Annotated in this window: 25 protein-coding genes; 5 read left to right on the top strand and 20 right to left on the bottom strand. The window is 55.0% G+C overall.

Features of this window, described 5'->3' with window-relative positions:
- Nucleotides 1-140: 140 nt before the first annotated feature.
- Nucleotides 141-2855, bottom strand: a complete 2715-nt coding sequence (locus ACZ5EH_RS01830) for a PAS domain-containing protein (protein WP_464276437.1) — start codon at nucleotides 2853-2855, stop codon at nucleotides 141-143.
- 213 nt (nucleotides 2856-3068) lie between these two features.
- Between ACZ5EH_RS01830 and ACZ5EH_RS01825 the strand changes: the two genes are divergently transcribed.
- A complete protein-coding gene (locus ACZ5EH_RS01825) occupies nucleotides 3069-3506 on the top strand; it encodes a hypothetical protein (RefSeq protein WP_464276436.1) in 438 nt (145 codons plus the stop codon).
- 5 nt (nucleotides 3507-3511) lie between these two features.
- Nucleotides 3512-4687, top strand: a complete 1176-nt coding sequence (locus ACZ5EH_RS01820) for a DNA polymerase IV (RefSeq protein WP_464276435.1) — start codon at nucleotides 3512-3514, stop codon at nucleotides 4685-4687.
- Between the two features lie 54 nt (nucleotides 4688-4741).
- Here the strand turns inward: ACZ5EH_RS01820 and ACZ5EH_RS01815 are convergent, their stop codons facing one another.
- Nucleotides 4742-5719: a hypothetical protein gene (locus ACZ5EH_RS01815; RefSeq protein ID WP_464276434.1), complete on the bottom strand. Its 978-nt coding sequence runs from the start codon at nucleotides 5717-5719 to the stop codon at nucleotides 4742-4744.
- Nucleotides 5720-5999: 280 nt separating this feature from the next.
- Between ACZ5EH_RS01815 and ACZ5EH_RS01810 the strand changes: the two genes are divergently transcribed.
- A complete protein-coding gene (locus ACZ5EH_RS01810) occupies nucleotides 6000-6734 on the top strand; it encodes a ZIP family metal transporter (RefSeq protein ID WP_464276433.1) in 735 nt (244 codons plus the stop codon).
- Nucleotides 6735-6776: 42 nt separating this feature from the next.
- Here ACZ5EH_RS01810 and ACZ5EH_RS01805 read toward each other — a convergent pair whose 3' ends face one another.
- From ACZ5EH_RS01805 to ACZ5EH_RS01720, 18 genes are all read right to left on the bottom strand, one after another.
- On the bottom strand, nucleotides 6777-7265 hold the full coding sequence (locus ACZ5EH_RS01805) for an RICIN domain-containing protein (protein ID WP_464276432.1): 489 nt from the start codon (nucleotides 7263-7265) through the stop codon (nucleotides 6777-6779).
- Between the two features lie 219 nt (nucleotides 7266-7484).
- Entirely contained in the window at nucleotides 7485-7910 is a 426-nt protein-coding gene (locus ACZ5EH_RS01800; RefSeq protein WP_464276431.1) for an iron-sulfur cluster assembly scaffold protein, read from the bottom strand.
- Nucleotides 7911-7975: 65 nt separating this feature from the next.
- Entirely contained in the window at nucleotides 7976-8581 is a 606-nt protein-coding gene (locus ACZ5EH_RS01795) for a DUF4125 family protein (protein WP_464276430.1), read from the bottom strand.
- 20 nt (nucleotides 8582-8601) lie between these two features.
- On the bottom strand, nucleotides 8602-9492 hold the full coding sequence (locus tag ACZ5EH_RS01790; protein ID WP_464276429.1) for a DUF4037 domain-containing protein: 891 nt from the start codon (nucleotides 9490-9492) through the stop codon (nucleotides 8602-8604).
- 311 nt (nucleotides 9493-9803) lie between these two features.
- Complete coding sequence (locus tag ACZ5EH_RS01785) at nucleotides 9804-10811, bottom strand: methyltransferase (protein ID WP_464276428.1); 1008 nt, start codon at nucleotides 10809-10811, stop codon at nucleotides 9804-9806.
- A gap of 27 nt (nucleotides 10812-10838) precedes the next feature.
- The gene (locus ACZ5EH_RS01780) at nucleotides 10839-11297 is read right to left on the bottom strand and encodes a MarR family winged helix-turn-helix transcriptional regulator (RefSeq protein WP_464276427.1); all 459 of its coding nucleotides are present in this window, start codon (nucleotides 11295-11297) and stop codon (nucleotides 10839-10841) included.
- 165 nt (nucleotides 11298-11462) lie between these two features.
- A complete protein-coding gene (locus ACZ5EH_RS01775) occupies nucleotides 11463-13127 on the bottom strand; it encodes a nickel-dependent hydrogenase large subunit (RefSeq protein ID WP_464276426.1) in 1665 nt (554 codons plus the stop codon).
- Between the two features lie 30 nt (nucleotides 13128-13157).
- Nucleotides 13158-14120, bottom strand: a complete 963-nt coding sequence (locus tag ACZ5EH_RS01770) for a hydrogenase small subunit (RefSeq protein ID WP_464276425.1) — start codon at nucleotides 14118-14120, stop codon at nucleotides 13158-13160.
- 116 nt (nucleotides 14121-14236) lie between these two features.
- Nucleotides 14237-14638, bottom strand: coding sequence for a cytochrome c3 family protein (locus ACZ5EH_RS01765; RefSeq protein WP_464276424.1), 402 nt, complete (start codon nucleotides 14636-14638; stop codon nucleotides 14237-14239).
- A 409-nt stretch (nucleotides 14639-15047) separates the two neighbouring features.
- The gene (locus ACZ5EH_RS01760; RefSeq protein ID WP_464276423.1) at nucleotides 15048-15422 is read right to left on the bottom strand and encodes a DsrE family protein; all 375 of its coding nucleotides are present in this window, start codon (nucleotides 15420-15422) and stop codon (nucleotides 15048-15050) included.
- 32 nt (nucleotides 15423-15454) lie between these two features.
- A complete protein-coding gene (locus tag ACZ5EH_RS01755) occupies nucleotides 15455-16381 on the bottom strand; it encodes a (Fe-S)-binding protein (RefSeq protein ID WP_464276422.1) in 927 nt (308 codons plus the stop codon).
- On the bottom strand, nucleotides 16381-16683 hold the full coding sequence (locus tag ACZ5EH_RS01750) for a 4Fe-4S dicluster domain-containing protein (RefSeq protein WP_464276421.1): 303 nt from the start codon (nucleotides 16681-16683) through the stop codon (nucleotides 16381-16383). Before ACZ5EH_RS01750 ends, ACZ5EH_RS01755 begins: the two co-directional genes overlap by 1 nt.
- 38 nt (nucleotides 16684-16721) lie before the next feature.
- Nucleotides 16722-17057, bottom strand: coding sequence for a winged helix-turn-helix domain-containing protein (locus ACZ5EH_RS01745; protein WP_464276420.1), 336 nt, complete (start codon nucleotides 17055-17057; stop codon nucleotides 16722-16724).
- A gap of 12 nt (nucleotides 17058-17069) precedes the next feature.
- The gene (locus ACZ5EH_RS01740) at nucleotides 17070-18962 is read right to left on the bottom strand and encodes a CoB--CoM heterodisulfide reductase iron-sulfur subunit A family protein (RefSeq protein WP_464276419.1); all 1893 of its coding nucleotides are present in this window, start codon (nucleotides 18960-18962) and stop codon (nucleotides 17070-17072) included.
- The gene (locus ACZ5EH_RS01735) at nucleotides 18949-20268 is read right to left on the bottom strand and encodes an FAD-dependent oxidoreductase (protein WP_464276418.1); all 1320 of its coding nucleotides are present in this window, start codon (nucleotides 20266-20268) and stop codon (nucleotides 18949-18951) included. Before ACZ5EH_RS01735 ends, ACZ5EH_RS01740 begins: the two co-directional genes overlap by 14 nt.
- A gap of 52 nt (nucleotides 20269-20320) precedes the next feature.
- The gene (locus tag ACZ5EH_RS01730) at nucleotides 20321-20755 is read right to left on the bottom strand and encodes a hydrogenase iron-sulfur subunit (protein WP_464276417.1); all 435 of its coding nucleotides are present in this window, start codon (nucleotides 20753-20755) and stop codon (nucleotides 20321-20323) included.
- Between the two features lie 13 nt (nucleotides 20756-20768).
- Complete coding sequence (locus ACZ5EH_RS01725) at nucleotides 20769-21023, bottom strand: sulfurtransferase TusA family protein (RefSeq protein ID WP_464276416.1); 255 nt, start codon at nucleotides 21021-21023, stop codon at nucleotides 20769-20771.
- A gap of 1 nt (nucleotide 21024) precedes the next feature.
- Nucleotides 21025-21258: a sulfurtransferase TusA family protein gene (locus ACZ5EH_RS01720; protein ID WP_464276415.1), complete on the bottom strand. Its 234-nt coding sequence runs from the start codon at nucleotides 21256-21258 to the stop codon at nucleotides 21025-21027.
- Nucleotides 21259-21489: 231 nt separating this feature from the next.
- On the opposite strand from ACZ5EH_RS01720, the gene ACZ5EH_RS01715 reads away from it, so the two are divergent.
- Together ACZ5EH_RS01715 and ACZ5EH_RS01710 are read left to right on the top strand one after the other, a co-directional pair.
- Complete coding sequence (locus ACZ5EH_RS01715; protein WP_464276414.1) at nucleotides 21490-22881, top strand: sigma-54 interaction domain-containing protein; 1392 nt, start codon at nucleotides 21490-21492, stop codon at nucleotides 22879-22881.
- A 189-nt stretch (nucleotides 22882-23070) separates the two neighbouring features.
- On the top strand, nucleotides 23071-23790 hold the full coding sequence (locus ACZ5EH_RS01710; protein WP_464276413.1) for a DUF599 domain-containing protein: 720 nt from the start codon (nucleotides 23071-23073) through the stop codon (nucleotides 23788-23790).
- Nucleotides 23791-23793 lie beyond the last annotated feature (3 nt).

Raw genomic sequence — 23793 nt, 5'->3', positions numbered from 1 at the left:
CCGCCAAAAAAACGCCAGTCGCCTACGGTACGCCAGCCGCGTTGCCGTACGTTATTCGCTACCTTCCTGAATTACTACCGTATTATTGCCGAATGCCGCCCGTTATGGAAACACTGTCCTTTTGCAAAGGAAAGGGGGGCTCAGCAGGGGAGTTTTACGGTGACCGCGGTTTCGTTTGTCGCATCCGAGGTCTGCATGGAAATGCTGCCCCCTTGCGCCTCCGCAAGCAGGCGTGCCGAGTAGGTGCCCATGCCTGTTCCGTTTCGCTTGCCGGAGGTAACGTATTTTTCAAAGAAGCGCGTTCTGATCGCTTCTGGAACCACCCCTTTGTTGCGCAGGGTGATGGCTGCTTCGCCATCATGGTGGCTCAGAACAATTTCAATGGTTCCTTGTTTAGGACTGGCTTCCATGGCGTTGGCAACCAAGTTGGAGAACAGACTGTAGCAGAGCATGCGTTCGCCTAGGAGTGTGAAAGGCGCATCCTGTATACCTTCAGGGGGCGCATCCTGGCGTACGATAGTGGCGGACACGCCGTATTCGCGCATGGCCGGCTTGAGTTCATTCAGGATGGCGTGCAGCGTCAGGAGCAGGTCAAAGCTCTCGGATTCGCACACGTAGCGCCCGTTTTCTATGCTGAAGAGCACCAGGGAAAGGTTGATCAGGTGCAGCATGCGCAGGCCGGCATCGTTTATGATTTGCAGAATTTCGCGTTGCTTGTCCGTGATGTTGTCGTCGTCGAGCAGGACCGTGGGCAGGCCAATGATGCCATTGAGCGGCGCCTTGAGGTCGTGGCGGTTCATGATTTCAATGTCCTGGCGCAGTTGCTCCAGTTTCTGGCGCTCGCTGATGTCCAGGAACATGCCAAGTACGGCCTGCTTGCCTTCATGCTCCAGCATGGCGGTGCGGATTTCCACTGGAATGAGCTTTCCCGTGGCAGTGACTATTTTCAATTCCTTCATAAGGCTGTTGTCACCGGCAAGGTACCTGCGGAACACTTCTTTGTAATGCTCGCGATGTTCTTGGGGGTGCAGGTCTCCCTGATGCTTGCCGATCAGCGACTCATATGGCACTTCCCACAACGTGCCGGCCTGTTTGTTGGCATCTAATATGACGCCGCTTTCTGCGTCTGCAAGCAGCAAGGCGCTGCCATGGTCAGAGAACAGGGTGCGGTATTTACGTTCACTGGCTGCAAGGTCTTCCTTGGCCTTTTCGAGCTCCGTGACATCGTGGATTGCGCCAACTATGCAGCGTCCTCCAAACCTTTCTGCATCGACCACCGCCTTGCTGAAACAAATGTTGCTGAATCTGCCTTGAATATCCATGCCCATTGTACAATAGAACTGTTTCCCTTCTGTGGAGGCTAGCAATTCGATATCTTTGGCGTGATACTCTTCAGCCAGTTCCTTTTTTGCTATATCCCACGACGTTTTACCGATCACTTCTTCGGGGGGCCGGTTCAGGCTGTCACTGAAGGCCTTGTTCACCATCTGGTAGCGTAAATCCTTGTCTTTGAAATAAACAGGCTCTGGAAGAGTGTCCAAAATGGTTTGCAGAAATTCATGGTTGCTTTTGAGGCTTTTTTCCAACTCCAGACGGTGGGTAATGTCCTGGCTTATGACAAGGGCGGCCTGGACATCGCCGCGAGAATTATAAACCGGTTGCGACCTTACTTCGTATGTTTGCGCGCCCATGGCCATGTTTTCTATACAACTTTCCCCGGCAAGGGTTCTGTCTACGATTTTTTCCTGGACCCCGTTTTTTTGGAGGGGGAAAATTTCTGAGATTGTTCTGCCCATGACGTGTTGCGCTGTTGTTTTTAGTTCCCCCAGGCGAAGCCCACCAAAAAGGGTGAAGCGTTTCTTGTGGTCAAAGATTGCAACGCGTCCGTTTGGGAAATTGTCGACAAGGAGATTAAGCTGATTTTCGCTTTTACGAAGACGTGCTTCAAGGGCATTGCGGTCCGCAACCGCCCCTGCAATGAGCAGGGTGCTCAGCGCCATGACTCCCAGAAACAGGCTGAGGGCAACAAGGCTTGTCATAGTGGTATCCAGGGTGAAGAAGCCCACCTGGAAAATGGTCGCACCGGTGAGAACGGTGGCGATGAGCAACGTGATTCCCGTAGAGACGAGGGGGCCAAAGCGCATTGCCCCCCAAACTGCATAGGGGAGTAAGAGAAAGCCAAGGGTTCTGCTCAGATTTGCCGGAAGAATGTTGCTGAAGAGGAAGGCCATGGTCAGCACCAGGCCTGAAGCCAGAAGGATTGCTTCCCTTTTGGACTCTTGCAGGGTGCGGCGTTCTTTGACTTTGGCGTCGGGGTCTTTCAAATAGTGCAAAACGGCAAGAGTAAATGGGCCCATGACAAGGATTCCCAGACTGTCTCCCAGCCACCAGGTGGCAAAGAAGCCAATCCAGGAGTTCGCAATATAACCATGCAGAAGCGCGCTGCTGGAGCCCAATACCGCGCTGAAAGGGGATGCGATGCCGCAGGCAATGGCTGCATAAGCCACAGCCTTGTGCAGTTGTGAATGCCTTATATCTGCGTAGCGCCGGAGAATGCTGACAGCAATCAGTCCCTCCAGGATATTTGCGATCATGTTTGTCAGGGCGGCGCCAAAGGGGAGCCCCATGAAAAACATGCCAAGGAAAAGCCCTACAGCAAGGTGGGGTATTATAGCGTTGCCATAGAACAAAAGAAGGGCCAATACAAAACCACTGGGCGCCCATACGGGAGAGACGTGTCCAGGTCCTAACAACTGAGTCAGGAATACACACAGAGCCACCAGTATGAACGTCAGCGCAGCAATTTTGATCTTTGTACGGAATGAGGCTGAACACACCTCACTGGTATAAAACATGTATCCTCCCGACAGTTCCACAGTAAAGAACCGTCCCCCAAATCAGGAAGCTTCAAGTATCGGTGGCGTAGAAAGATGATAGCAAAATAAAGAGCAAATACAATAAGCAGTAAAAGCGCTGTCGATCATGGCGCTGGCAGGAACATGGTCTTTTCAATACTTACATTGTATAAGGTTCAAGAGACGTTAACATGCCTGGCGGGTGGAGAAGACATGGTAAGATGCGATGTCTGCGGCAAGGAAGTGCTGGCAGGGTGGATATGCGGCATAGTGCCGGCCCATGACAGTGACAAGCTGGGGCTTTGTCCGGAGCATGACACGCCCACAAACCGGGAGCATGTGCGCCGCAAGTGGGAAGATATGCTCCAGGAGCAACTGGGGCGAACGCTTGCGCTGGAGCATGAAGATAACGGCGTCAAGCCGGGCGCCTACCATGTCACCATTCATTGGCTGGGAGGCGGGGTGCAGCGTTTTTTCTGCCGCGCCTGGGACGTGAATCAGGATGGCGACCTTTTGTTGCTGAAAAAAGATTTGGAAATCGATTTTTACCCATTGCAGCACATCAGGCGTTTCAGCGTGGAGGAAGCCCCCTCCGGGGGTGATCCTGCTCCGGATGGCGGGCAGGGAGCGCTCCCCCCTGCACACGAGTAAGCAACGTGAATGAGGTGCAACGCTACATATTGCATGTGGACATGGATGCGTTTTTTGCTTCCGTGGAGGTGCTGGACGCGCCGGAGCTTGCGGGCAAGCCAGTTATAGTGGGCGGGGAGACCAGAGGCGTGGTTTCTGCCTGCAGCTATGAGGCACGCAAGTTTGGTGTGCACTCTGCCATGCCCACGGCACAGGCCAGACGCTTGTGCCCCCATGGTGTGTTCTTGCGCGGCAGGGGGGGGCGGTACGCCGAAGTTTCGCATCAGGTCATGGATGTCCTGCAGAATTTTTCTCCCTTGGTGCAACAGGCCTCTGTGGATGAAGCCTACCTCGACGTCACCGGGCTGGAACGTCTTTTCGGACCTCCTGAGGAACTGGGCGCAACGCTCAAGAACGCGGTGCGCCAGGCCACGGGGCTCACCTGCTCTGTGGGTATTGCCCCTGTAAAATTTCTGGCGAAAATTGCGTCTGATTATAACAAGCCAGACGGCTTGTTCATCCTGTACCCCGATCAGATGGAAGCGTTTTTGCGTGATCTGCCAATCTCCAAGATTCCTGGTGTTGGGGGGAGCATGCTATCCCGGCTCGAGCCGCTTGGCGTGAAAACTGCCGGCGATGCGCTGCGGTTCTCCCAGGATTTTTGGGAAAAGCGCTTTGGCAAATGGGGGGGAGAGCTGTACCGCCGCTGCTGCGGCATTGACCCCCGGGAGGTGCACCCCTCAAGCGAGGCGAAATCGGAAGGCGCGGAAAATACGTTTTCTGAGGATACGGATGATCGTGAAGAGCTGCAGCGCTGGTTGTTGCATCAGGCAGAGCGCGTAGGGCGCAGGCTCCGGCGGGACAAATACAAGGGGCGCACGATCACCCTGAAAATAAAATTTAGTGATTTCAAGTCTATCACGCGCAGTAAAACAATCAAAGCGCCAACCAATGCCACGCAGGTTATCTTTGAAACCGCTACGGCGTTGCTGGCAGCGGAAACACTGCCTAAAAAAGTGCGGCTCATCGGTTTGAGTGTTTCCAACTTCAAGCAGGGTGTGCGTCAGTTATCGCTTCTTGACGAACCAGCGACCCGAGAGAGCGATCCGCTGGATGATACCCTGGACGCCATCCGTGAGAAATTCGGCACTGATTCTCTTGTCAGAGGGCGTGTTTTCGGATTCAGAAAGAAAAAGGAATAGCAGGGAGGCAGCGCGTTTTTCCAGGATGCCTGGGGAATAAGAGGATGGATGCGCCTATTGCGCGTTCAGAATGGCCTTTTGCACCGCGCGCATAACAACGGCCTGACCGTGCTCGTTCAGTTGCGGAGAGTCCTCTTTATAGCAAGGGGCAATCTGTTCCGCCTGCCGCAGCAGAGGAAGCATATTCACCACGGTGAGGCCTTCTCTGCCGAGCAACGCTTTGGAAATGCCCTGCACAAAAGGGTAGCTTTCAGCCATGAATACGGAGCGATCGGCCATATCCCGCCCCATTTCTTGTCCCATGTCTGCATAGGCGGCAAACCACTTTTCACTGACCTGCGACTTATCCGGCAGCACAACCACAACGCATCGCCTGTCCTTGGCTACATTCATCAAGCCCTGCATGGCGGAGATGTATTGTTCATAGACGCCGCTGTAATAACCGCTGGTGGTAATCTGCTCCGCAATACAGCGGGGGCACTGTGCAAGTAATCGGGAAGGGGACGTATACAATGGCGCCGGAACGGGTTGCTCCCGCCAGTGATAATATTGTCGTTTTATCCATGTGGTCACGGCCAGGTGGTTTTCCAGGACGAATAAGATGCTTTGCTGCCAGTCAACGCCGCTCATGCCGGGGTCTTTACGCAGGTCCATGAGGTCGTTTCCTGCGCTGACCTGGTACACGAGTGCGTCGGGCTCAAATTCTCCAAGACGGTTCGGGGTCATGGCCATGGCTTCGATAATTCCGGTGTACGCCACTGCGGAATTGACCACAGTGAGGTCGGAACGCTCTCTGCGCAACTGCTCTGTCCAGGAATCCGCCCCAATGGATGCTTCATCGCCCAGAACAAGCAAGACTCCGGAAGAAGGCGGTGAGTTGATCACTGCTGCAGGGTTGTACTCCTTAAGGGGGGCTGCAAAAAAATCAATGCGTTGCGTAAGATATAAGTATTGCAGCGCGGCCACAAAAGCGAACACGATGACGAGCACTGCAAACAGGCGGAGGAAGATGGAGCGGAATACCGAATACATGCCGGAGGCAATATCACCAGAGGCTATAAAATGCTACCGGAAGATGCTGGGAAAATTGTATGACACGGCGAGAATTATATCCGTGACACCTTGGAATGAAAGGATATAATTGGGGCGATAAAGATTGTCTGTTAGTGTGATGACAAGAAGTTTAGCCTCTGTGCCCCCTGGAAATAAAGGAGCATTGCTTTCCTGGATTTATTTGCTACATGATAAGGGTGTAAAAAAGATAAGAAAGCGGTTTTTTTGCCAGTAAAATCTGCTGCAAGGCGGCTAGATCATGGAAACCAGTTTGATGACGGTGGTAGCCTTGGCCATGCTTCCTGCCATGGGTAATTTTGCAGGCGGGGTGTTGGCCGAAGTGCTGCAGCCTTCGCCAACCATGCTGAATCGGGCGCTTCACGCCGCTGCAGGGGTGATATTGGCCGTTATCGCCGTGGAAGTGATGCCGGCAGCTCTGCAGGGAGCGCCTGCATGGTTGCTGGCGTTGGCTTTTATGGCAGGGGGGTGCGCCTACCTGCTCATTGAAACCGGTGTTGCGCATTGGACTGCAAAGCGTGCTTCCAATACGGGCAGTGGGGCCTGGATGGTATATATTGCAGTGGCTGCCGATCTGCTTGGCGATGGATTGCTTATAGGTGCAAGCGCCACCGTCTCCAGTGCATTGGCCCTGGTTCTGGCGCTGGGGCAGGTGCTGGCCGATGTGCCCGAAGGTTTTGCCGTCATCGCCAATTTTCGTGAGAAAGGACTGCGCAAAAGAAAACGTCTGCTGCTGGCGGCATCGTTTGCCCTGCCAGTGGTGGGCGCTGCGATTCTGGCGTATTTTTTATTGCGGGGGCAGTCGGAAACGCTGCAATTGAGCTGCCTGGTTTTTGTGGGGGGCATTTATACTCTTGCCGCTGTGGAAGATATGATAGGCGAGGCCCACGAGGCTTCCGACGACACAAGGTGGTCGGCAGTCAGTTTTCTTGTCGGCTTTGCCTTGTTTCTGCTTATTTCAGGCGGGGCGGGATAGCGCAACGTAACGCGCTCCCCCACCCACCATATTGCTGAGAAATCAGTACCCCATCCAGTATTGATCCATATTCCCGTCACAAGGCGCGAGATAGGCATTGGCGCGGCTTTTGCCGTCGTACCCTGCTATGTCCAGGCAGAGGCCGCTCTTGCGGTTCACCATGGCCCAGGAGCCATTGGGTCCTTCTATGTTATACCACTCCTGGTCGGGGTAGCCGTCGCAGGCGTACAGCATGACGTTGTCCCCAGGTCTGGCGTCGTAACCTTTTACATCCAGACAGAGTCTGTTCTTGGCATTGATGAGTTTGTAAAACTGATTGCTGGTGGGCTGCTCGGTCCACAGTTGGTCTTCATATCCATCGCAGGCGTAGAGCATTACATTGTCACGTGACTTCCCATCATAGCCCTTGACGTCGAGACATAATCCGCTTTGCACATTTCGCAACGTGTAGGCGTCAAAAGATAAAGCGATCTGGGGAATGGTAAGGATAAATAAAAGGAATAAGAACAGTAAAAAAGTAGGCAAACGCATGTACACACTCCAAGGTAAGGTTGTATGAAAATGCAGCGGAACACCGTGATTGCCGGAACTTATTGCTCCATGTCTGAATGAATTGTCAATAGAGTGGATCGTGTTTTATGATTTCTTCAAAGGGAAAAATTCATCTCTCTTAATAAAATAATGCTGCAAGAGTATGAAAATGTCTCTTGCAGCATTTTATCCTGATGAAGATAAGAAATATGTTTTGCTTTATTTGTTGCTGCGGTGGTCCTCCAGTGCTGCGTGTACTGCATTGGCAGCGAGAAAAGCGCAGTGAGCATCGTCTTCTGGCATGGTTCCAATGGCCTGCAGTACAGCTTCTCCACTCAATTCCATCAGTTCATCTTCTGTTTTGCCGGACGCCATTTCCGCCGCCATGGAGGCGGAAACCGTGCTGGAGGCACAGCCATTGGTCCAGAATGTGGCCTGGTGCACCCGGCCTTCAGTGAAAAGGAGATATATGCGTATGGTGTCGCCGCAGGTGCCAGTCTGTTCGCCCATGGCTGCATTTTCCAGTTCGCCGAAGTTCGGGGGCGTGCGCCAGCGTTGATAAAATGCCTCTCCGTAGTACTTGCGCACTTCTTCGTCCACATCCTGCTGCACTTCCTGAAGAAACATTTCCAAGTTGTCTGTCATTTCTTGTGCCTTCCATAATTCCGCTGTGTAACGGGTAATGTTATAAGGGGGGACACGCAGGGGCATCAGGCTTCGGCTTCGGCCTCGGCCAGAGACGTGTAGCCATACTCCTGCACCATGTTCAGGAGGTGCACTTCGGCCCCGTTGACGCCTTTTTCCTGTTGGGATGTTGTATGCTCGTGAAGAAGGCGGATTGTGGCAGGGGAGTAGGTGGTGAGCTCGCCCCTGAGATAGGTCTCGATGGAAGTCGTGTAGGGGGAGTCCTGACTGGAGCGGATGGGCCTGCCTTTGCCGTTCAGCGTGGGATATTTGCTCGCCAGCTGTTCCTTCCAGACAACGTTGATGGCGACAATATCCTCTATGAGACGCTGGGTCTCGGTATCCACCGGCGGCAGCATCCCGGCAATACGGCTGTACTCTTCCGGATAGGTGGAGGCCATCATTCTGGCGTATTTTTCGGTCATAAGGTTGCGGCCCTGGCTGTTTGCCGTCTTCAGGTCCTGCAGGTAGCTTTCCTGCACTTCCTTTGACCATGCGTGCAACTGGCTGCGGCGCATGATGGCAAATGTTCCAGGGTCAGACTGGCAAGAGGCGGGGCCTCCCGTGTTTTCCACCTGAGAAAACATGCTCCATTCGAGTTCGATAATTGCAGATATGAGTGAATCCTGCATTGGATGCCTCCGGTTGGGCGTTACCCCAAGAATACGTTTACTGCTTTTATGTCACTGTCGCTTATGCTGTTTTGGATCGCAAACGCATGGTCGAGCAGAAAGGAACTCTGGCTGTCGCTAAGTTCCTGATGCGTCAGCACCTCAATCAGCATTACGCTGATTTCTTCGATCAGTTCGATCTTCTTTTCATAAGACGAACTGTTGCCCCCGGCAAGGGCGACCAGGTCCGATAATTGTGTCGCAACAGGCGCGCCGAGCAGCGGGAGAGCGCGCAAGGCTTTGTGCGCCCACTTGTAAAAGGGCATGTATTGCTTGTTCAGTAAAAAAACAGCGGAACAAACCCCATCCATAAACTGGCTTTCCGCCATGGCTGCCGCAACATATTCCCTGCGCTTTACGCACCGCGGCAGATTGTACTGGCCGGCCTGGGCAATGGTTGCACAACGCGCCGCCAGTTTTTTCTTGCGCACGTCTTCAGGATAAAAAGCGAGCAAACGCCTTCTAATGGCAGTGAACTGCCCCGCAGGGTCTGCGAAAACCGCGCCGTTGGTCGTGGTATTCAGTCTTGTTTCCTGGATGCGCAGCCAGTCGGCAAGTGTTTTCGGCCCTTGTGGATAGCCAATATGCCTGTAATAGAACTGTTCGATTTCAAGAACGCCGGAACGCCCGGCCGCCATGGCGCTTTCCTGGCGCACCGGATACCCCTGTATGGACTGGGGCAGCTCTGCCAAGGCGTGCTGGAGCGTGGTCCCATGCTCCTGGTAATCCTGTTTTTCCAACCAGAGGCAGACGGCCGCGCCCCAATCGTGATCCTGTGAGATCGTATCGTCAAACCCCAGACATTCCGAGCCCTCGCCCACCAGACCGGCAGCAACCCGTCGGGCAAGTTCCGGGAATTGTTCCCGAAGCATCGGGGCGCAGTATGTCTCATAATACATGCGTGAAAGGGTAAGAGCATTCACTTGATTGGGTGCCGCCTTGTTGTTTGTAATCCTCTGATGCAAGAAGGAGAAAGGCTTATGCCGGTTGTGCAACCAAAAAGAGTGTACCGCGTTCGCCGGCGTTGCCGCAACCTTGCAGCGCAACAGATTGTAAAAAGAGTTGTGACTGGAAAGTAACTTACGGCGAGGAACACCGGCAGTGGCGCGGCAACCGAATGAAAAGGCGGCTGGTTGCAATGGGGAAAGGGGGCCTTTGCAGGCCCCGCATGTTGTTCATTACCTTATGCTTTCCTGCCTGCCAGGAGCAAGCCCCCACGGAGTTTACCCGCGGGGCTCCATTGGATGTCCGTAAAGCCGGCAGCGGCAAGTACAGACTCCAGTTTGCTTTTTTCCAGAAAATGAGTCGAATAACCCGATACGTTGGTGATGAACTGAACGGTGGCAATATAGCGCGGGTCCAAATCTCCCGCCGGGTTCAGGTGATGCGATACGAACCAACCGCCGGGGCGCAATGCGCTGTGGAGCTGGCGCGCAAAGTTATCAAGTTCATTTACAAAGCCGTAAAGCACATGAGAAGCGAGAATCAAATCGTAGCGATCAACCGGCAAAGGCTTCTCACGTAAGTCATGGGTAACAGCCTGCAGCCTCTCGCTGTAGCCCCGCTGCGCAATGCGTTTGTTGGCGGCTTCCGCCACATGGGGCATATCAAGTATTTCCCCTGTCATATCTGGGTACAGCTCGAGGACTGACATTGAGAACTCACCGTGGTTGCCGCCAATGTCGCACAGCATGCCTGATTCGTTCAGGCCAGACAGTGTGGTGACCATGGTGACGGTATCCTGCAGGGCGCCCATGCGTGCGTGTTGCAGTGTGCCGGTCATATTGTCCTCCATGCCCCAGCCGTCGTCCACGCTCTTGCGCATGTCTGCCTCGCCTTTGAGCAGGGCGAGAAAGTCGCTCTGAATGAATTCGTTGAAGCGAGTATGAAGCTCCAGCGCCTTACCCTGGTAAAAAGGAGAGGTGGAGACCAGATGTTCGCTGGCGACAAGGCTGTTGGCATACCCCGCAGGGCCCTGCAGGAGTATACCTTGCCCTGCAAGCAGATCGAGCAGTGCTTTTGTCGGGTTTTCTTGGAAGCCATGCTTTTCTGCAATGTTAGCAGCGTGTACAGGGCCGTTGTCCAGATCGTCGAACAGATGCAGGCGCATGCTTTCCAGGATGGCTCTGAATGCCAGGTTCTGCATCATCATTGCTTCTACAAATGAGAAATCGCTTTTTGGTGACTGCATAGTTGCTCCTTGCGACCAGGTTGTGCGTCATTCCAGATAAGAATCCATCCACAGGTGCATTTTTTCGCATAGTTGCTCGAACATGGCTGCCTGTTCCGGCGTCATGGACGCCAGGTAGTGAATGAACTCCTTGTCGTGCTCCATATGAAATTCCATGTGTTTCTCATGGGCATTGCGCCCTTTGTCCGTGACGGTGACAAGTATGCGGGAGAGCTTTTCAGGATCGGGTTCTTTTTGCAGAAAACCCCTTTCCACCAGTTTCGTTACGATTTGGGAGGATGCCCCTTTTGTCGTACTAAAAGCCTTGCCGACTTCAGAGACACTGACTGGAGCATGCTTTGTCACCCAACTGATTGCGTGGATTTCTGATGGGTACAACGTTTCGCCTGGCATAAATTCAATAGGAATTTTACTTACCCTGAGAAATTTCTCCAGGATGGACCCAAGGGATGAAAAGGCTTGCTGGACTTCTTGAGTAGTTCGCATGAAAGATTGGTATAGCAACTAAACAAAAAGGTCAAGCTGCTAAACTGTTTTTGGTGTGCCTGGCAAGAACCAATGGGTGCTATGCAATAGTTGGGGGGTGAACGTTAGTTGAATAAAGGGAAGGCCGGGAGTATGGCTCCCGGCCTTTCGGTCATTGATGGATGCTTACAGTACCTTGAACTTGCGTACGCTTTTGTCGCGCTGGTCAATGATGTGCACGGCGCAGGCCAGGCACGGGTCAAAGGAGTGGATAGTCCGCAGAATCTCTACAGGGCGCTCCGGATCAGGGCAGGGGCAGCCGACAAGGGACTCTTCCGCAGGGCCGATTTTGTCGTTGGCGCAGCGGGGGCCAAAGTTCCATGTGGAGGGCACCACCAACTGGAAGTTGTCGATCTTGCCGCCCTTTATGCGAATCCAGTGGGAAAGACCGCCGCGGGTGACGCAGCATGTGCCCACGCCCTGGGCGGTGTCCGGCATTTCCCAACTCTGGTAGATCGTATCCTCCCCGGCCTGAATGCGCTTTTCAGTGTCGTCTATCCACCCTTTCAGGCGGCGGGTGAGCATGGTGGTTTCCAATACGCGGCACACCGTACGGCCAAGGGTGGAAAAGAGGTTCTCCGGCTTCATGCCAGAGGCTTCGAAGAACGCGTCCATGATGGTTCTTGTTTCTTCCTCCTTTTTTGCATAAGCAATGGCGCGCCGGGCCAGGGGGCCGGTTTCCATGGGCTCCCCTTTGTAGCGCGGGGATTTTGACCAGGAGTATTTTTCCTTGTCATCGTAGCTGGTATATTTAGGGGCGGTGACGCCGTCATATGGCTTGAGCGCTTCGCTCCCTTCGTACCAGCTGTGGGTCACGTCCTCGGCAATGGCGTCCATGTCCATCTCTTCCAGCTTGTTGAAGTCGTTGCCCCAGAGCACCCCGGATGTGAAGTAGGGGGCTTTACCCGTAACGGGATCGTGGAAGTCAGCAAAGGCATAGAAGTTGGATGTTCTGCCGTAGTTCATGGCCTCGGGGTAACGCTTGGCCAGCATCAGAATGTCCGGCATCATGGCGTTTTCGCAAAACTCCATGGTTTTGCTCCATATCGATTTGTAGTGGTCCATGACTTCCTGTTTCAGAGTCTCGTAGCAGGTCATGCCCCCCACAACCATTGTCTGCGAGTGCGGGTTTTTGCCGCCGAAGATGGCCATGGCGCGGCCCAATTCCAGTTGGATGCGCAACCCCTCAAAGTAGTGCGCCGAGAGGATAAGGTTTTCTTCCGGAGTGAAATGATAGGCCGGGTTGCCCCCAAGAAAGTAGGCGTTTTCCAGAAAGCCCAACTGCCCCGACGCTACGAAATCCTTTAATTTTTTCTGAATGATGAACAAATGCGAGGGATCATCGCCACGTTTGCTGGTGCTGCCTACAAGTTTGCCTGCCTTGACCGGGTCGGCCTGGGTGGCGGAAGCCATGTCTATCCAGTCCAATCCGTGCAGGTGATAAAAGTGCACCAGGTGGTCCTGGATGAGTAGAGGCGCCAGGATGAGATAGCGCATCAACTTTGCCAGGGGCGGCACCTGAACGCCTATGGCGTCTTCAATGGCCCGGATGCTTGTGAGGGCATGGGTATTTGTACATACACCGCAGGCTCTCTGGGTGAACAAGGGAGCGTCCTGGGGATCGCGCCCCTTGAGTATGGTTTCCAGTCCTCTGAACAGCTGGGCGCTGGACCAGGACTTGACGATTTTGTCTTTTTGCAGTTCGACTTCGACCTTCAAGTGGCCTTCAAGACGCGTCACCGGATCAACAATCAACCGCTTGCCGGTGCTGGTGGCAGTCGTTTGGCTCATGCGGAATATCCTCCTTCCAGATGGCGCGGGTTATATGTTCCCATCTTCAATGGGCTTGAAAAAGGGAGAGTACTCGTCCCAGAAATTGGGTTCGCTACAACCGATGCAGGGCGCTCCTGCCTGAACAGGCCAGCTGACCTGGTTGAACAAGGCTGTGGGGCAGTTGTTGTAGGTGTATGGCCCCTTGCACCCCATCTGGTAGAGGCACCAGCCTTTTTTGGCTTCCGGACTGTCAAATCCTTGCGCGAATTCGCCTTTATTGAAGTGCTCCTGTCGGGGGCAATGGGCGTGCACCGTATCGCCAAAAAAGAGTTTTGGCCGGTTCCACTTGTCCAGCTTGGGCATGCCCTTGGTCAGCAGGTGCACCACCGTGCCCACGAAGTTCATGGGATTTGGGGGACACCCGGAGATGTTGATTGCGTTGACGCCGACGGCTTGCAGGGCATCGTTCACGCCTTTTGCCCCTGAGAGGTTTGGCTTGGCAGCTTGCACGCCTCCAAAACAGGCGCAGGAGCCTATGGCGATGGTGGCAGTGGCTTTGGCGGCAACACGGGCGCAGAGCTGAAACATGGTTTCGCCGCCTACTTTGCCATACTCGCCCCCGTGATATGTGGGGATACCGCCTTCAATCACGCAGATGTAGCCTTCCGGGTTGGTGATGGCCTTTTCCAGTGCTGCGTGGGCTGCATGGCCGGAAGCCGCCATCAGGGTCTCGCAGTAATCCAGGGAAATGGTGCTCAGGATAATTTCATCGAAATAGGGTTGATAGGAGCGCAAGAGCCCTTCCGTACAGCCGGTGCACTCTGCGCAATGCAGATACACCACGGAGGGGCGCTTTTTGGTGGTCAGGGCATGGGCAACCTGGGGCGCAAAGGTGGGCCCCATACCCAGAAAGGTCGCCATGACACCGCAAAATTTCAAAAAATCTCTGCGATTCGGCTTAGTTTCACCGACAAGCATCTTCAGAGATTCGAATCTGTTCCCGTTCGACATGGTATCCTCCTTAATAAAGACTGCTTACTTCCGCCTCTACGGGCCAGTGGCATGGCCAGGCTGGCCAGCGAATTCAGGGAAGCGAGCAACAACAAAATGCGCAAAAAGACGACGAATTATTCAGGTTTGTGGCAGGCTGTTGTGCAGCCAATGGGATTCTTGCCGCCTGTGACGCGCATTTGCGTGTGGCAGCCAAGACAGCTGGGCGGTCCTTCGGAATGCCAGGCGCGGTAGAAACCTGTGGGGTCGTTGGGGTCGTCGCCGGAGTGGCACTGTCTGCAGGGGACGAAATTGCCGAGATCCTTGTCCGTTTCCTTGTGATGACAGTCTCTGCAAGGCACGCGAATGGCGTGAAAGCCGTGGGGAAAGTCCACATTCTTCACCCAGTCATTGAGAACTTTATTGTTTTTAGGGCGTTCCAGCAGGATTTTATCAGGAACGTCGTAGGCCATGGCCACGGTGACCGTGACGATAGCGATCACAGCCGCAGTCGCAGAAAGCAACACCTTACGAAACATAGGCCCTCCATGTGGCGGTAGAATTTCACGGCATACTCCTCAATATCGAAAATAAGGGGATTGTACATTATATTGTTGTACTGTTTGCATGATAATAATGCTGTCTCAGTGACCGGACAGACGCAGTAAAATTGTATTGGCGCAGGATGCTATGCAGTGTCCGTATTGAAACGGCTTGTTGCGTTTTCTTACAAAACAATAAAAGGTTGTAAGTGAATTTATGTAACACGAATTTGTGATTGGTATAACTGTGTGGACGCACGTGGTAGTGCACGATACGTCGTGAGGTAAGGAGATACAGCTCCATAATTCCAGCAGAGTGCTGTAGGGGGCGTTGCCTGGAGAGGAAAAAAGAAAAAGGACCGCGGTTTATCGCGGCCCTTGTGCAGCAGAAAGTGGGTGTGAAGAGCTAGAACGAGAGTACGGCGTCGGCCTCGATGGCGGCGATATTCAATGCGCCGCCAGCAGTGGTGGCAGCTCCTTCGATGAGATCGCTTTCATCGATGTGGCGTTCTGCGATGCAAGGTTTGCAGACCTTGATCTCGCCTCCTTGCTCCAGAAAGTCTTCCAACAGTTTTTTGATGGGAGGAAACCCACCGCCAGCAACCATGTTATCCACAAATCCCTTCTTGGCCAGGTACACACCGTTGGACTGCAGCACCACTGTAGCCTTCACGTCCATGGCCAGGGCCGCGTTTCCCAGCACAAAGGGAAGGTGAGCTTTTTCAGGGTCGTCATTAGCATGGGTGCAGATGTAGAGTATTTTTTCCTGCTTGTCGGACATGTCTTTTTCCTCGCGTTTGAATATTTATTGAATTAAAGGCTTTGGGCCAGAACATGGGAGAGGTCGACCACGTTTGCCCCTGATTTTTCCAGGTTGTTCAGGCACAGGGGGCACATGGAGACGATCTGCTCCCCAGGCCCCTGCAGGGTTTCCACACGGCTTTTTCCTATGCGCGACGACAGCTTGGGGGAAATGGATTCGGCCGGCCCCCCGCAGCAACTGGTGAAGGTCCCGCATTCACGGAGGTCTACGCATTCATAGCCAAGGCCGGAAAGGGTCTTGCGCGGTTTATCCGAAAGCTCGAGATAGCGCCCGTAAAAGCATGGATCATGGAGTACGAGTTTTTCTCCCTGGTGGCTGCCGTCAAAGGCGAGTTCTTCGAAGTAGGTGCTTACCTCGAAGGAAACGCCCGTATAGCGGGGGTAGAGAACCTTCACGGCATACGTGGTGTGGGGGTCTGTTGTTATCAGCTTGCGGACCCCCGCTTTTTGCAGCTTTTCGGCAATGCGTTTGGCGTGTGCTGCAAAGTTGTGCTGATCGCCAAGGTCATAGAGAAGGATACCGCTGTATTCATCGAGTTCGTGGCTGTAGTAGAAGCTTTTGCCCGCTGCCTGCAGCACCTTGACGATGTCCTGAAGATGGGCGGCGGCGCGTTTTTTGCCCGCTGCGGGCGTCATCATGGACAGGCCAAGCCCGGAAATGAGCTTGGGTACGTAACGGGCGTAGGGTAAATAAGTGGCCCACTGCGTATCCTCAAAGCGCTCGAGTTGTTTTGTAGCCGCCTCGATGAATGGCACGAACTGGTACATGAGGCCGGTGAAGAGCAGGGCATCGCCTTGGGTGGGCAGATTCTGTCCCTTCCACCAGTCATTGACCATGGATTTGGGCACCGCAAAGGGGCTCATGGTCTTGCGGACGTTATCGGCCAGCGTTTCAATGATGTCTCGTGGTTCGTACATCAGTCTTCCCTCCACTTGGCGACCACGTGTTCCTTGAGTGCAAGGATGACTTCGCCGGGATTTGCGCCGCGGGGGCAGGTCTGCGTGCACAGGCCGCAGTGCAGGCAGCGCCACAAGTCCCGGGCGTGCTCCAGTATCAGATCCTCTGCGCCTAATTGGGCATAGCGGATCATTTTTCTGGGAAAGTGCCCCTCAATGAGGGGGCAGATGGCGGCGCAGGTGCCGCAATTGAAGCACTCTGCTCCAGTGTCGTGTGCCACCAATGCTAGCCTGCCCATGAATTCGGGATCGAGCATGGCCATGGCGTTTCTCCTTTTTGACGTATACGGCCAGGGGCCGGCTATTGGGCAGGAGCTTCGGCGCTCCCGGATTCAGGTGTCTGTCCACCGACAAGGGTGTAGCGGTAGAAGTCGCCGTCCTTGCCGGCCTCGGCCACTTCGCCGAACTTTCTCATGCTGGCCAGCAACCAAAGGGCTTTATCAGTCTCAAGTCCAGTGGCTGCAGCGACCTCCGGGGCCGTGGCGCCATCGCCCTCCAGCGCCCCACGTATGGCCTTCAATGCTTTTCGGGTTTCACGCGCATTGGCGGCAGCGGCATCCACCCATTGTTTCCGCTCTTCACGCAGCGCTTTCATCGTTTCCTTGTCCAATCCAGCCTTTGGGGTTTCGCGTCCCATGGCGTTTCTCCTTTATGCTCCAGTCTCCATGCCCGCGTCGGAAACGATCATGTCGACCATGGCTTCGTATTGCCCCAGGGTCCAACCGTTGACGTCGATGGCGTTTTCCGGGCAAACGGCCACGCAGGCGCCACACCCCAAGCACAGGGCGGGGGTTATCTGGGCCCTGACAGTGGTTGTGTCATCGGTGTCGGTTTGCACCAGAGAGAGCGCCCCGTCGTTGAGGCAGGCGTCCACGCACGCGCCGCAGCCGGTGCATTTTTTCAAATCCACCTCGGCTACAAAGGGGTCGAGCTCCACAAAACCCTTGCCCAGCAGCGCCGCGGCCTTGACCGCAGCGGCTGACGCGGCGTTGCATACCTCACCTGCATCCATTGGTGCCTGACAGGTGCCGGCCAGAAAAATGCCCGACACGGGCAACTCCACAGGCCGCAGTTTGGGGTGCACTTCCAAAAGAAAGCGATCCGCGCCGACCGGGAGCTTGAGCAGGTCAACCAATTCCGGTATGGGGCCAGGCTCCATACCTGTGGCCAAGACCAGCAGGTCCACGGGGACATCGAGCTCCTCGCCGAATGTGAGTTCATCCTTGACACTGACCACCAGGGGGAAGCCGTCCTTGTCCGAGCCACCGCGTACGGCGGGCATTTCCTCATCGCCAAAGCGCATGAATACGACCTTGTTGGCAGATGCCTTGGCGTAGAGTTCCTCCTGCCCGCGTCCGTATGTGCGGATGTCGCGGTAGAGTTCGTAGATGGTGGTGCCAGGCCAGGCCTCGCGTACGGTGTTGGCCGCATTGATGGAGGCGGAGCAGCATACGCGTGAGCAGTGCTCATTGAGCTGCCCTTTTTCGTTTTCCTTATGTATACCGGGAATCTGTCGGCTCCCTACACAATGGATGATGGCCATACGTCGGATGGTGCGGCCGTCGATGGTCAGGGACTGATCCGGGTGCCCCTTGTGGTTGTCTTGGGCCGCGAGCTCGCTGAGCAGCCTGGGCAGGGTGATGACTTCGGGATGCTCGTTATAGCCGTATTCTCCGGTGCGGGGCTCATAGGAACTGAATCCCGTGGCCAGGACGATGACTCCCGTCTCCAGAGCAAGGCCCTCAGGGCCAATCAGGGCCGGGGCCACAACGCCCTTGCCAGGCACCAGTGTGCCGGGCTCCTGATCCGAAAAGCCAGATATCCCTGATTGTGACAGCGTGATTTGGAACTTGCCCACATAGCCGCCAAAGCTGGTCAGCACCGCGCCTGCATGCACCGTGATATTCGGGTGCGCAAGGGCCTTTTGAGACAGGTCGGTCAGCAGGTCGGCGGCCTGTTCTCCTGTTGGCGCCAGGCGGCCGAGACGGGCTACGCCACCACCGAGAAAGGGTGATTTTTCGACCAGCACCACCTCTATGCCACGATCGGCCATATCCAGGGCGGTGCGCATGCCGGCAAGCCCGCCGCCGATGACCACGGCGCGACGCAGAGCGTCCACGCGAATGGGTTCCAGGGGCGTGAGCTGGCAGGCTTTGGCCGTGGCGGCAGAAACCATGCGGGTGGCCTTGTCCGTGGCAGGGGCGCCGTGATGTACCCAACTGACTTGTTCGCGGATGTTGGCGTGCTCATACTGGTAAGGATTGCCCCCTGCACGGGCGATGGCCGCCCGGAAGGTGGTTTCGTGCAGGCTCGGAGCGCAGGAAGCCACGACAACGCGGTTGACGGCGCCGCTTTTGAGGTCTTCCATGATCTGTTCCTGCCCTGGGTCGGAGCACATGAACATATTGGTTTTCGCCACAGCAACGCCCGGCACCTTTTCCATGCGTTCGCGGACTTCTTCCACGTCTACATGATCGGAGATGTTGCCCCCGCAATAGCAGATGTAGACGCCGACTTTTGGCTCATCGTTATGCGTAGGCATGGTTCGCCTCCTTCCGTACCGTGGCGCGGGCGCTGAGGTATTTGGCCGCTTCCATGGCGGCAGCGCCCGCTTCGGTGATGGTGTCCACAATGTCCTTTGGGCCTGCGGCCACGCCCGCGACAAAGACGCCTTCCATGTCGGTGAAAGAGGGCGACGTTTTGGGGCGAGGAGTGAGGAAGAACCCGTCGTCCGCCGTGGAAGTGGGGCAGGCGTCACCAGGCTGCCAGCCAGGCAGCATGCCCATGGAAAGCACCACCATGTCATGTTCCCGTGTTGTCACGCCTTCACCGGCCTGGTCCTCAAAGCGGACCGCAACGGCGCCGTTTTCACCTGGGTCCAGCCGCGCCACCTTGGCCTTGACGAATTCAATGCCCATGGCTTTGGCGTTTTGGTAGAACTGTTCGTAGTTTTTGCCGAATGCCCGGATGTCCATGTAATAGATAGTGATGTCGGCAAGTGGCAGGGAGCCAGACAGCAGCATGGCCTGTTTTATGGCGTACATACAACAGACTCGCGAGCAATAGGGCACTCCCATGCTGGCGTCGCGCGAGCCTGCGCATTGCACGTAGGCGATGGAGTCTGGAATCATGCCGTCAGAAGGGCGCAGTACCCGCCCATAAGGGCCATGGGGTGCAAGCAGGCGCTCCATCTGCATGGAGCTGACCACATTGGGAATGTCACCCATGCCGTATTGTCGCTTATCTTCTATGGGGCTGAGCTCAAACCCTGTGGAGAGCACCACGGCGTCGGCCTTGATACGCAGGGATTCGGGCTGCTGGTTATAGTGTACCGCCCCTGTGGGGCAAACACTGGCGCATTTGCCGCAGAGCATGCAGTTCTCCACGTCCAGCACGGCCTTTTGGGGAATGGCGTTGGAAAAGGGGATGCGTATGGCCTTACGGCCGGCAAACCCGCCTTGTTCCGCATCTGGCACCAGCACGGGGCACTCATATTCGCATTTGCGGCAGCCGATGCAGGCGTCTATGTCCACGTATCGCGGGCGCTGGGTGACGGCTGCCGTGAAGCCACTTTCTTCGCGAGTCAGACCATCCAGATCACAATAGGTAAAAAGGGTTATGCCCTCGTGATGGGCAGCTGCAGCCATTTTTGGCGTGGTGATGCAGCTTGCGCAATCAAGGGTGGGAAACACCTTGGACAGTCGGATCATCTTGCCGCCGATGGAGGCGTCCTTTTCGATGACCGCTGTCTTGTAGCCCTGGTCGGCTAGGTCCAGGGCCGCTTGCAGCCCTGCTATGCCGCCCCCGACCACCATGGCGTCAAATGTCTGTTCTTGTATCGGATCCATGTCTTGCTCCACGCCCGGGCCCCGTCTAATGAGCGGGGCCCGGTTCAGCGTTTCAGGCCGGAACTGCTTCGCTCAGTTCCTGCTTGTCCAGTTCCTGGATCACCTGTTCCATCTGGTTCACTTCGTTGAGAAAGGCCCTGTTGCAGACCGTGCAAATCGCGGTCAGTCGTACCCGGCGTATGTCCATGCCTTCCTCTTTCATCAGTTCGTAGATGCGATCCAGTCGCCTTGCCATGGCCTTGTAAGCTCCTTCATAGGGGCACTCCTCACCGCAGGACATGATGATGATTCCGGCGATGCCTTTTCTAAGGCTTTCCAGGTAAAAGGATTCCGGAAACAACACCGGCGCCTTGACCTTGAGGATGTGGACATTGGCCGGATAGCTGGAGTGGGCCTGCCCCACGGAATCCGCTCCTGGATAGGCGCAGCTTTCCGTAGCCAGAACCAGGATCTTGCCTTGTGTGCTGCCGCTTGCCTGGCTGCCCATGGCATACCTCGCCTTATTTTTTCCTGCGGATGAAATGCTTGTCGTAGCCATCAGCCTCCAAGACGCCCAGATAGTCGTGGCCGACTTTCTTGGCCCACGCCGGAATGTCGGTCCTGGTTCCGGAATCGTTGGAAAAAATTTCCAGGATTTCACCCACCTTGACTTTGCCAATGCCTTTTTTGGCTTCAAGCAGGGGGCCGGGGCAGGCGCTGCCACGTGCGTCGGCGGTGTTGTTGGCAGTGATGGTGGAGAGGTCGAGTTCGGACATGTCATGGCTCCTTGGTTTGTTGTGGTTTGCGCAGGGCTAACAGCCAGCCCGTTTTGCTTTGACGCTCCATCCGGCTGCATTCACAGTCCGGATGGATACGCTCGATGTCTTCCAGCAGAGACGCGTCGTCGCAGAGGATTTCCAGAATCTCGCCAGGGGCGCTTTTCTCCAGATGCATGCCGATCTCAAGCATTGCCAGCGAACTGATGCAATTGCGTGCGTCGATACGGGTCATGCGATGTACTCCTGTTGCGTCGTCTCTTTGCCCCTATAAAGCGACAAACATGCCAAGACGTTCGGGTTGCAGCGTCTGTGGTAAAAAATGATATTATTAAAGAATGATAGGAGCGCGTGGCAGCCTGTCTCCACGTGGAAATCAAGATGATTCCTTGTGTTAACGCTGTTCATGTGTTAACTATGTGAACATGATTTATGTTTACAAAGTGAACAGCAAGGGGGCTGCGTGGTGAACAGCTTGAACGAATATTGGAAAACTGTAGTCAATACGATTCCAGACGGGATCATGATCGTTGATCTCAAAGGGCGCATTGTTTCAACCAACGATGCACTGAGCAGCCTGACCGGCTTCAGTCGGGATGAACTGCTGGGCTCGCTGTGCACAATTTTTCACTGCACGTCCTGTGAAAAGGCCCTGGACCCCAAGGGATGCCACTGGTGCGTGATGTTCGAAAAGGGCGAGCTACGCAAACAGCGCTGCGCCATCAGCCATAAGGATGGCTCCACTGTCTATGTGATCAAGAACGCTTCTGTGCTCAAGGATGATACGGGCACTGTCATTGGGGCGGTGGAAAGCCTGACGGACGTGACCGCGTTGTTGGAAAAGGAAACACAGATTGAAAGCTATCGTCGGGAGCTGTTGGCCGAAGACACGTTTTACGGACTTATCGGCCGCTCCCCGCGGATGATCGATGTGTACGACATGATTACGCGGGCCGCCCAGTCCGACGCGCCTGTGATCATCTATGGTGAATCGGGGACAGGTAAGGAAATGGCGGCCGCCGCCATTCACAAGGCAGGAGCACGGGCAGGCAAACCGTATGTGAAGGTCAACTGCGCCGCACTGAACGAGGCGCTGCTGGAGAGCGAACTTTTTGGCCATGTGAAAGGCGCCTACACAGGGGCGCACTGCGACCGCTCAGGCCGTTTTGAAATGGCAGGGGAAGGGGACATTTTCCTGGATGAGATCGGCGATATGCCCCTGACTACGCAGGTCAAGCTTCTGCGCGTGTTGGAAGAAAAGATAGTTGAGCGGGTGGGGGACAACCGTGCTTTGCCTGTGCAGGCCAGGATTATTTCAGCCACCAACCGGGACCTACCACAGCTCATCGAGCAGGGGACATTTCGGCGTGACTTCTACTACCGTATCAATGTCCTGCCCATCCACATGCCTGCCCTGCGAGAACACAAGGAAGACATCCCACTCCTTGCGGAAGCCTTTTTCAGGCGTATCAAACTCAAAACAGGCAAGCACATTCGCAGCATTTCCCACGAGGCGATGGAACTATTGATGCGCTACTCCTGGCCTGGAAATGTGCGTGAATTGAAGAGCGCCTTCGAGTATGCGCTTATCTCTTGCGCTGGCGACGTGCTAGAGCCCCGTGATCTGCCAAAGGACGTCAGTCGCGGCTCCCTGGCAACGCCCCTCGCATCATGTCTGGGGGGGAGCGTTGAAACGGGCGCTACGGAAAATGTGGGTGATGACCTGGATGCCATCAAGAAACAACGCCTGGCTGCGGCCCTTGCGGCCAGCGGGGGCAATCAGTCCGAGGCCGCCAGAATGCTGGGGCTCTCTCGTACAACAATCTGGAAACAGATCAAGAAGTACGAACTTGCGTAAGAGCTGGAAAAAAGAGCACGTTTTTGCAAAGGCATCTGGAAGTATGTCCGCGGAGGTGGTATTGGGGGGCAGTGGTATTTTTGAGCTGCGGTTGTAGGAGTCGCTATGTATCTTTAATGAAGTGCATGGCGCCATCACGATATGTCGTAACATTTTAAGGCAGTACTTCGCCTGCAGAGGTCGTTTTTCATGTATGACATGGTTTCTCCGCATATTCTTGATATAGTTTGTCTTGTCCTCTCCGCCGGTTTGTTTACGTTTTACCACATGTTTGTGCTCTGGAAACAACGAACCAACCCCATCTATTCGCTTTATGGCGCGACAACGCTGGCCAAGACGGCCTGGGTGGTCAATGTCATGGAGGAAAAGCGGGATATTCTGGCCGTGCAGACTCTGCGCAACTCCACCATGGCCGCCACGTTTCTGGCGTCCACCTCTGTGCTTTTGGCAGTTGGGGTGCTGACGCTTTCAGGACAGGCGGACAAGTTGGGGAATACATGGCACAGCCTGAATCTCTTCGGCTCCACTGCACAGAGCACCATGACGCTGAAGCTGCTTGTGTTGTTGGGCAACCTGTTCATCGCCTTTTTCAGCTTTTCATTCTCCATCCGCCTGTTCAGCCATGTGGGGTTCATCATCAATACGCCCACCACGGACGGCAATTACGGCACATCCATCACCTTTGTGGCCATGCAACTCAACAAGGCGGGGAGCTATTTCCACATCGGCATGCGCGCGTATTACTTCCTGGTGCCGCTCGTGTTCTGGCTTTTCGGCCCCTTGTTCATGCTGGCTTCAGCCCTTGCCCTGGTCATGCTTATGTTTTTCATCGAAAAAACGCCAAAGCTGGATTGCAGCTTCTTGTCTGAATTCTACAAGCAGACATCATGTGATTTGCACAGGAAATAGGGG

Source organism: Desulfovibrio biadhensis (assembly GCF_055388615.1).
The sequence above is the reverse complement of the archived record's forward strand: the minus strand, read 5'-3'. Positions and strand labels throughout refer to the sequence as shown.

What these genes read in the sequence shown, in the direction of transcription:
- ACZ5EH_RS01830 (WP_464276437.1), bottom strand. Translation starts at nt 2,855, where the DNA reads ATGTTTTATACCAGTGAGGTGTGTTCAGCCTCATTCCGTACAAAGATC.
- ACZ5EH_RS01825 (WP_464276436.1), top strand. Translation starts at nt 3,069, where the DNA reads ATGGTAAGATGCGATGTCTGCGGCAAGGAAGTGCTGGCAGGGTGGATA.
- ACZ5EH_RS01815 (WP_464276434.1), bottom strand. Translation starts at nt 5,719, where the DNA reads ATGTATTCGGTATTCCGCTCCATCTTCCTCCGCCTGTTTGCAGTGCTC.
- ACZ5EH_RS01810 (WP_464276433.1), top strand. Translation starts at nt 6,000, where the DNA reads ATGGAAACCAGTTTGATGACGGTGGTAGCCTTGGCCATGCTTCCTGCC.
- ACZ5EH_RS01805 (WP_464276432.1), bottom strand. Translation starts at nt 7,265, where the DNA reads ATGCGTTTGCCTACTTTTTTACTGTTCTTATTCCTTTTATTTATCCTT.
- ACZ5EH_RS01800 (WP_464276431.1), bottom strand. Translation starts at nt 7,910, where the DNA reads ATGACAGACAACTTGGAAATGTTTCTTCAGGAAGTGCAGCAGGATGTG.
- ACZ5EH_RS01795 (WP_464276430.1), bottom strand. Translation starts at nt 8,581, where the DNA reads ATGCAGGATTCACTCATATCTGCAATTATCGAACTCGAATGGAGCATG.
- ACZ5EH_RS01790 (WP_464276429.1), bottom strand. Translation starts at nt 9,492, where the DNA reads ATGCTTCGGGAACAATTCCCGGAACTTGCCCGACGGGTTGCTGCCGGT.
- ACZ5EH_RS01785 (WP_464276428.1), bottom strand. Translation starts at nt 10,811, where the DNA reads ATGCAGTCACCAAAAAGCGATTTCTCATTTGTAGAAGCAATGATGATG.
- ACZ5EH_RS01780 (WP_464276427.1), bottom strand. Translation starts at nt 11,297, where the DNA reads ATGCGAACTACTCAAGAAGTCCAGCAAGCCTTTTCATCCCTTGGGTCC.
- ACZ5EH_RS01775 (WP_464276426.1), bottom strand. Translation starts at nt 13,127, where the DNA reads ATGAGCCAAACGACTGCCACCAGCACCGGCAAGCGGTTGATTGTTGAT.
- ACZ5EH_RS01770 (WP_464276425.1), bottom strand. Translation starts at nt 14,120, where the DNA reads ATGTCGAACGGGAACAGATTCGAATCTCTGAAGATGCTTGTCGGTGAA.
- ACZ5EH_RS01765 (WP_464276424.1), bottom strand. Translation starts at nt 14,638, where the DNA reads ATGTTTCGTAAGGTGTTGCTTTCTGCGACTGCGGCTGTGATCGCTATC.
- ACZ5EH_RS01760 (WP_464276423.1), bottom strand. Translation starts at nt 15,422, where the DNA reads ATGTCCGACAAGCAGGAAAAAATACTCTACATCTGCACCCATGCTAAT.
- ACZ5EH_RS01755 (WP_464276422.1), bottom strand. Translation starts at nt 16,381, where the DNA reads ATGTACGAACCACGAGACATCATTGAAACGCTGGCCGATAACGTCCGC.
- ACZ5EH_RS01750 (WP_464276421.1), bottom strand. Translation starts at nt 16,683, where the DNA reads ATGGCCATGCTCGATCCCGAATTCATGGGCAGGCTAGCATTGGTGGCA.
- ACZ5EH_RS01745 (WP_464276420.1), bottom strand. Translation starts at nt 17,057, where the DNA reads ATGGGACGCGAAACCCCAAAGGCTGGATTGGACAAGGAAACGATGAAA.
- ACZ5EH_RS01740 (WP_464276419.1), bottom strand. Translation starts at nt 18,962, where the DNA reads ATGCCTACGCATAACGATGAGCCAAAAGTCGGCGTCTACATCTGCTAT.
- ACZ5EH_RS01735 (WP_464276418.1), bottom strand. Translation starts at nt 20,268, where the DNA reads ATGGATCCGATACAAGAACAGACATTTGACGCCATGGTGGTCGGGGGC.
- ACZ5EH_RS01730 (WP_464276417.1), bottom strand. Translation starts at nt 20,755, where the DNA reads ATGGGCAGCCAGGCAAGCGGCAGCACACAAGGCAAGATCCTGGTTCTG.
- ACZ5EH_RS01725 (WP_464276416.1), bottom strand. Translation starts at nt 21,023, where the DNA reads ATGTCCGAACTCGACCTCTCCACCATCACTGCCAACAACACCGCCGAC.
- ACZ5EH_RS01720 (WP_464276415.1), bottom strand. Translation starts at nt 21,258, where the DNA reads ATGACCCGTATCGACGCACGCAATTGCATCAGTTCGCTGGCAATGCTT.
- ACZ5EH_RS01710 (WP_464276413.1), top strand. Translation starts at nt 23,071, where the DNA reads ATGTATGACATGGTTTCTCCGCATATTCTTGATATAGTTTGTCTTGTC.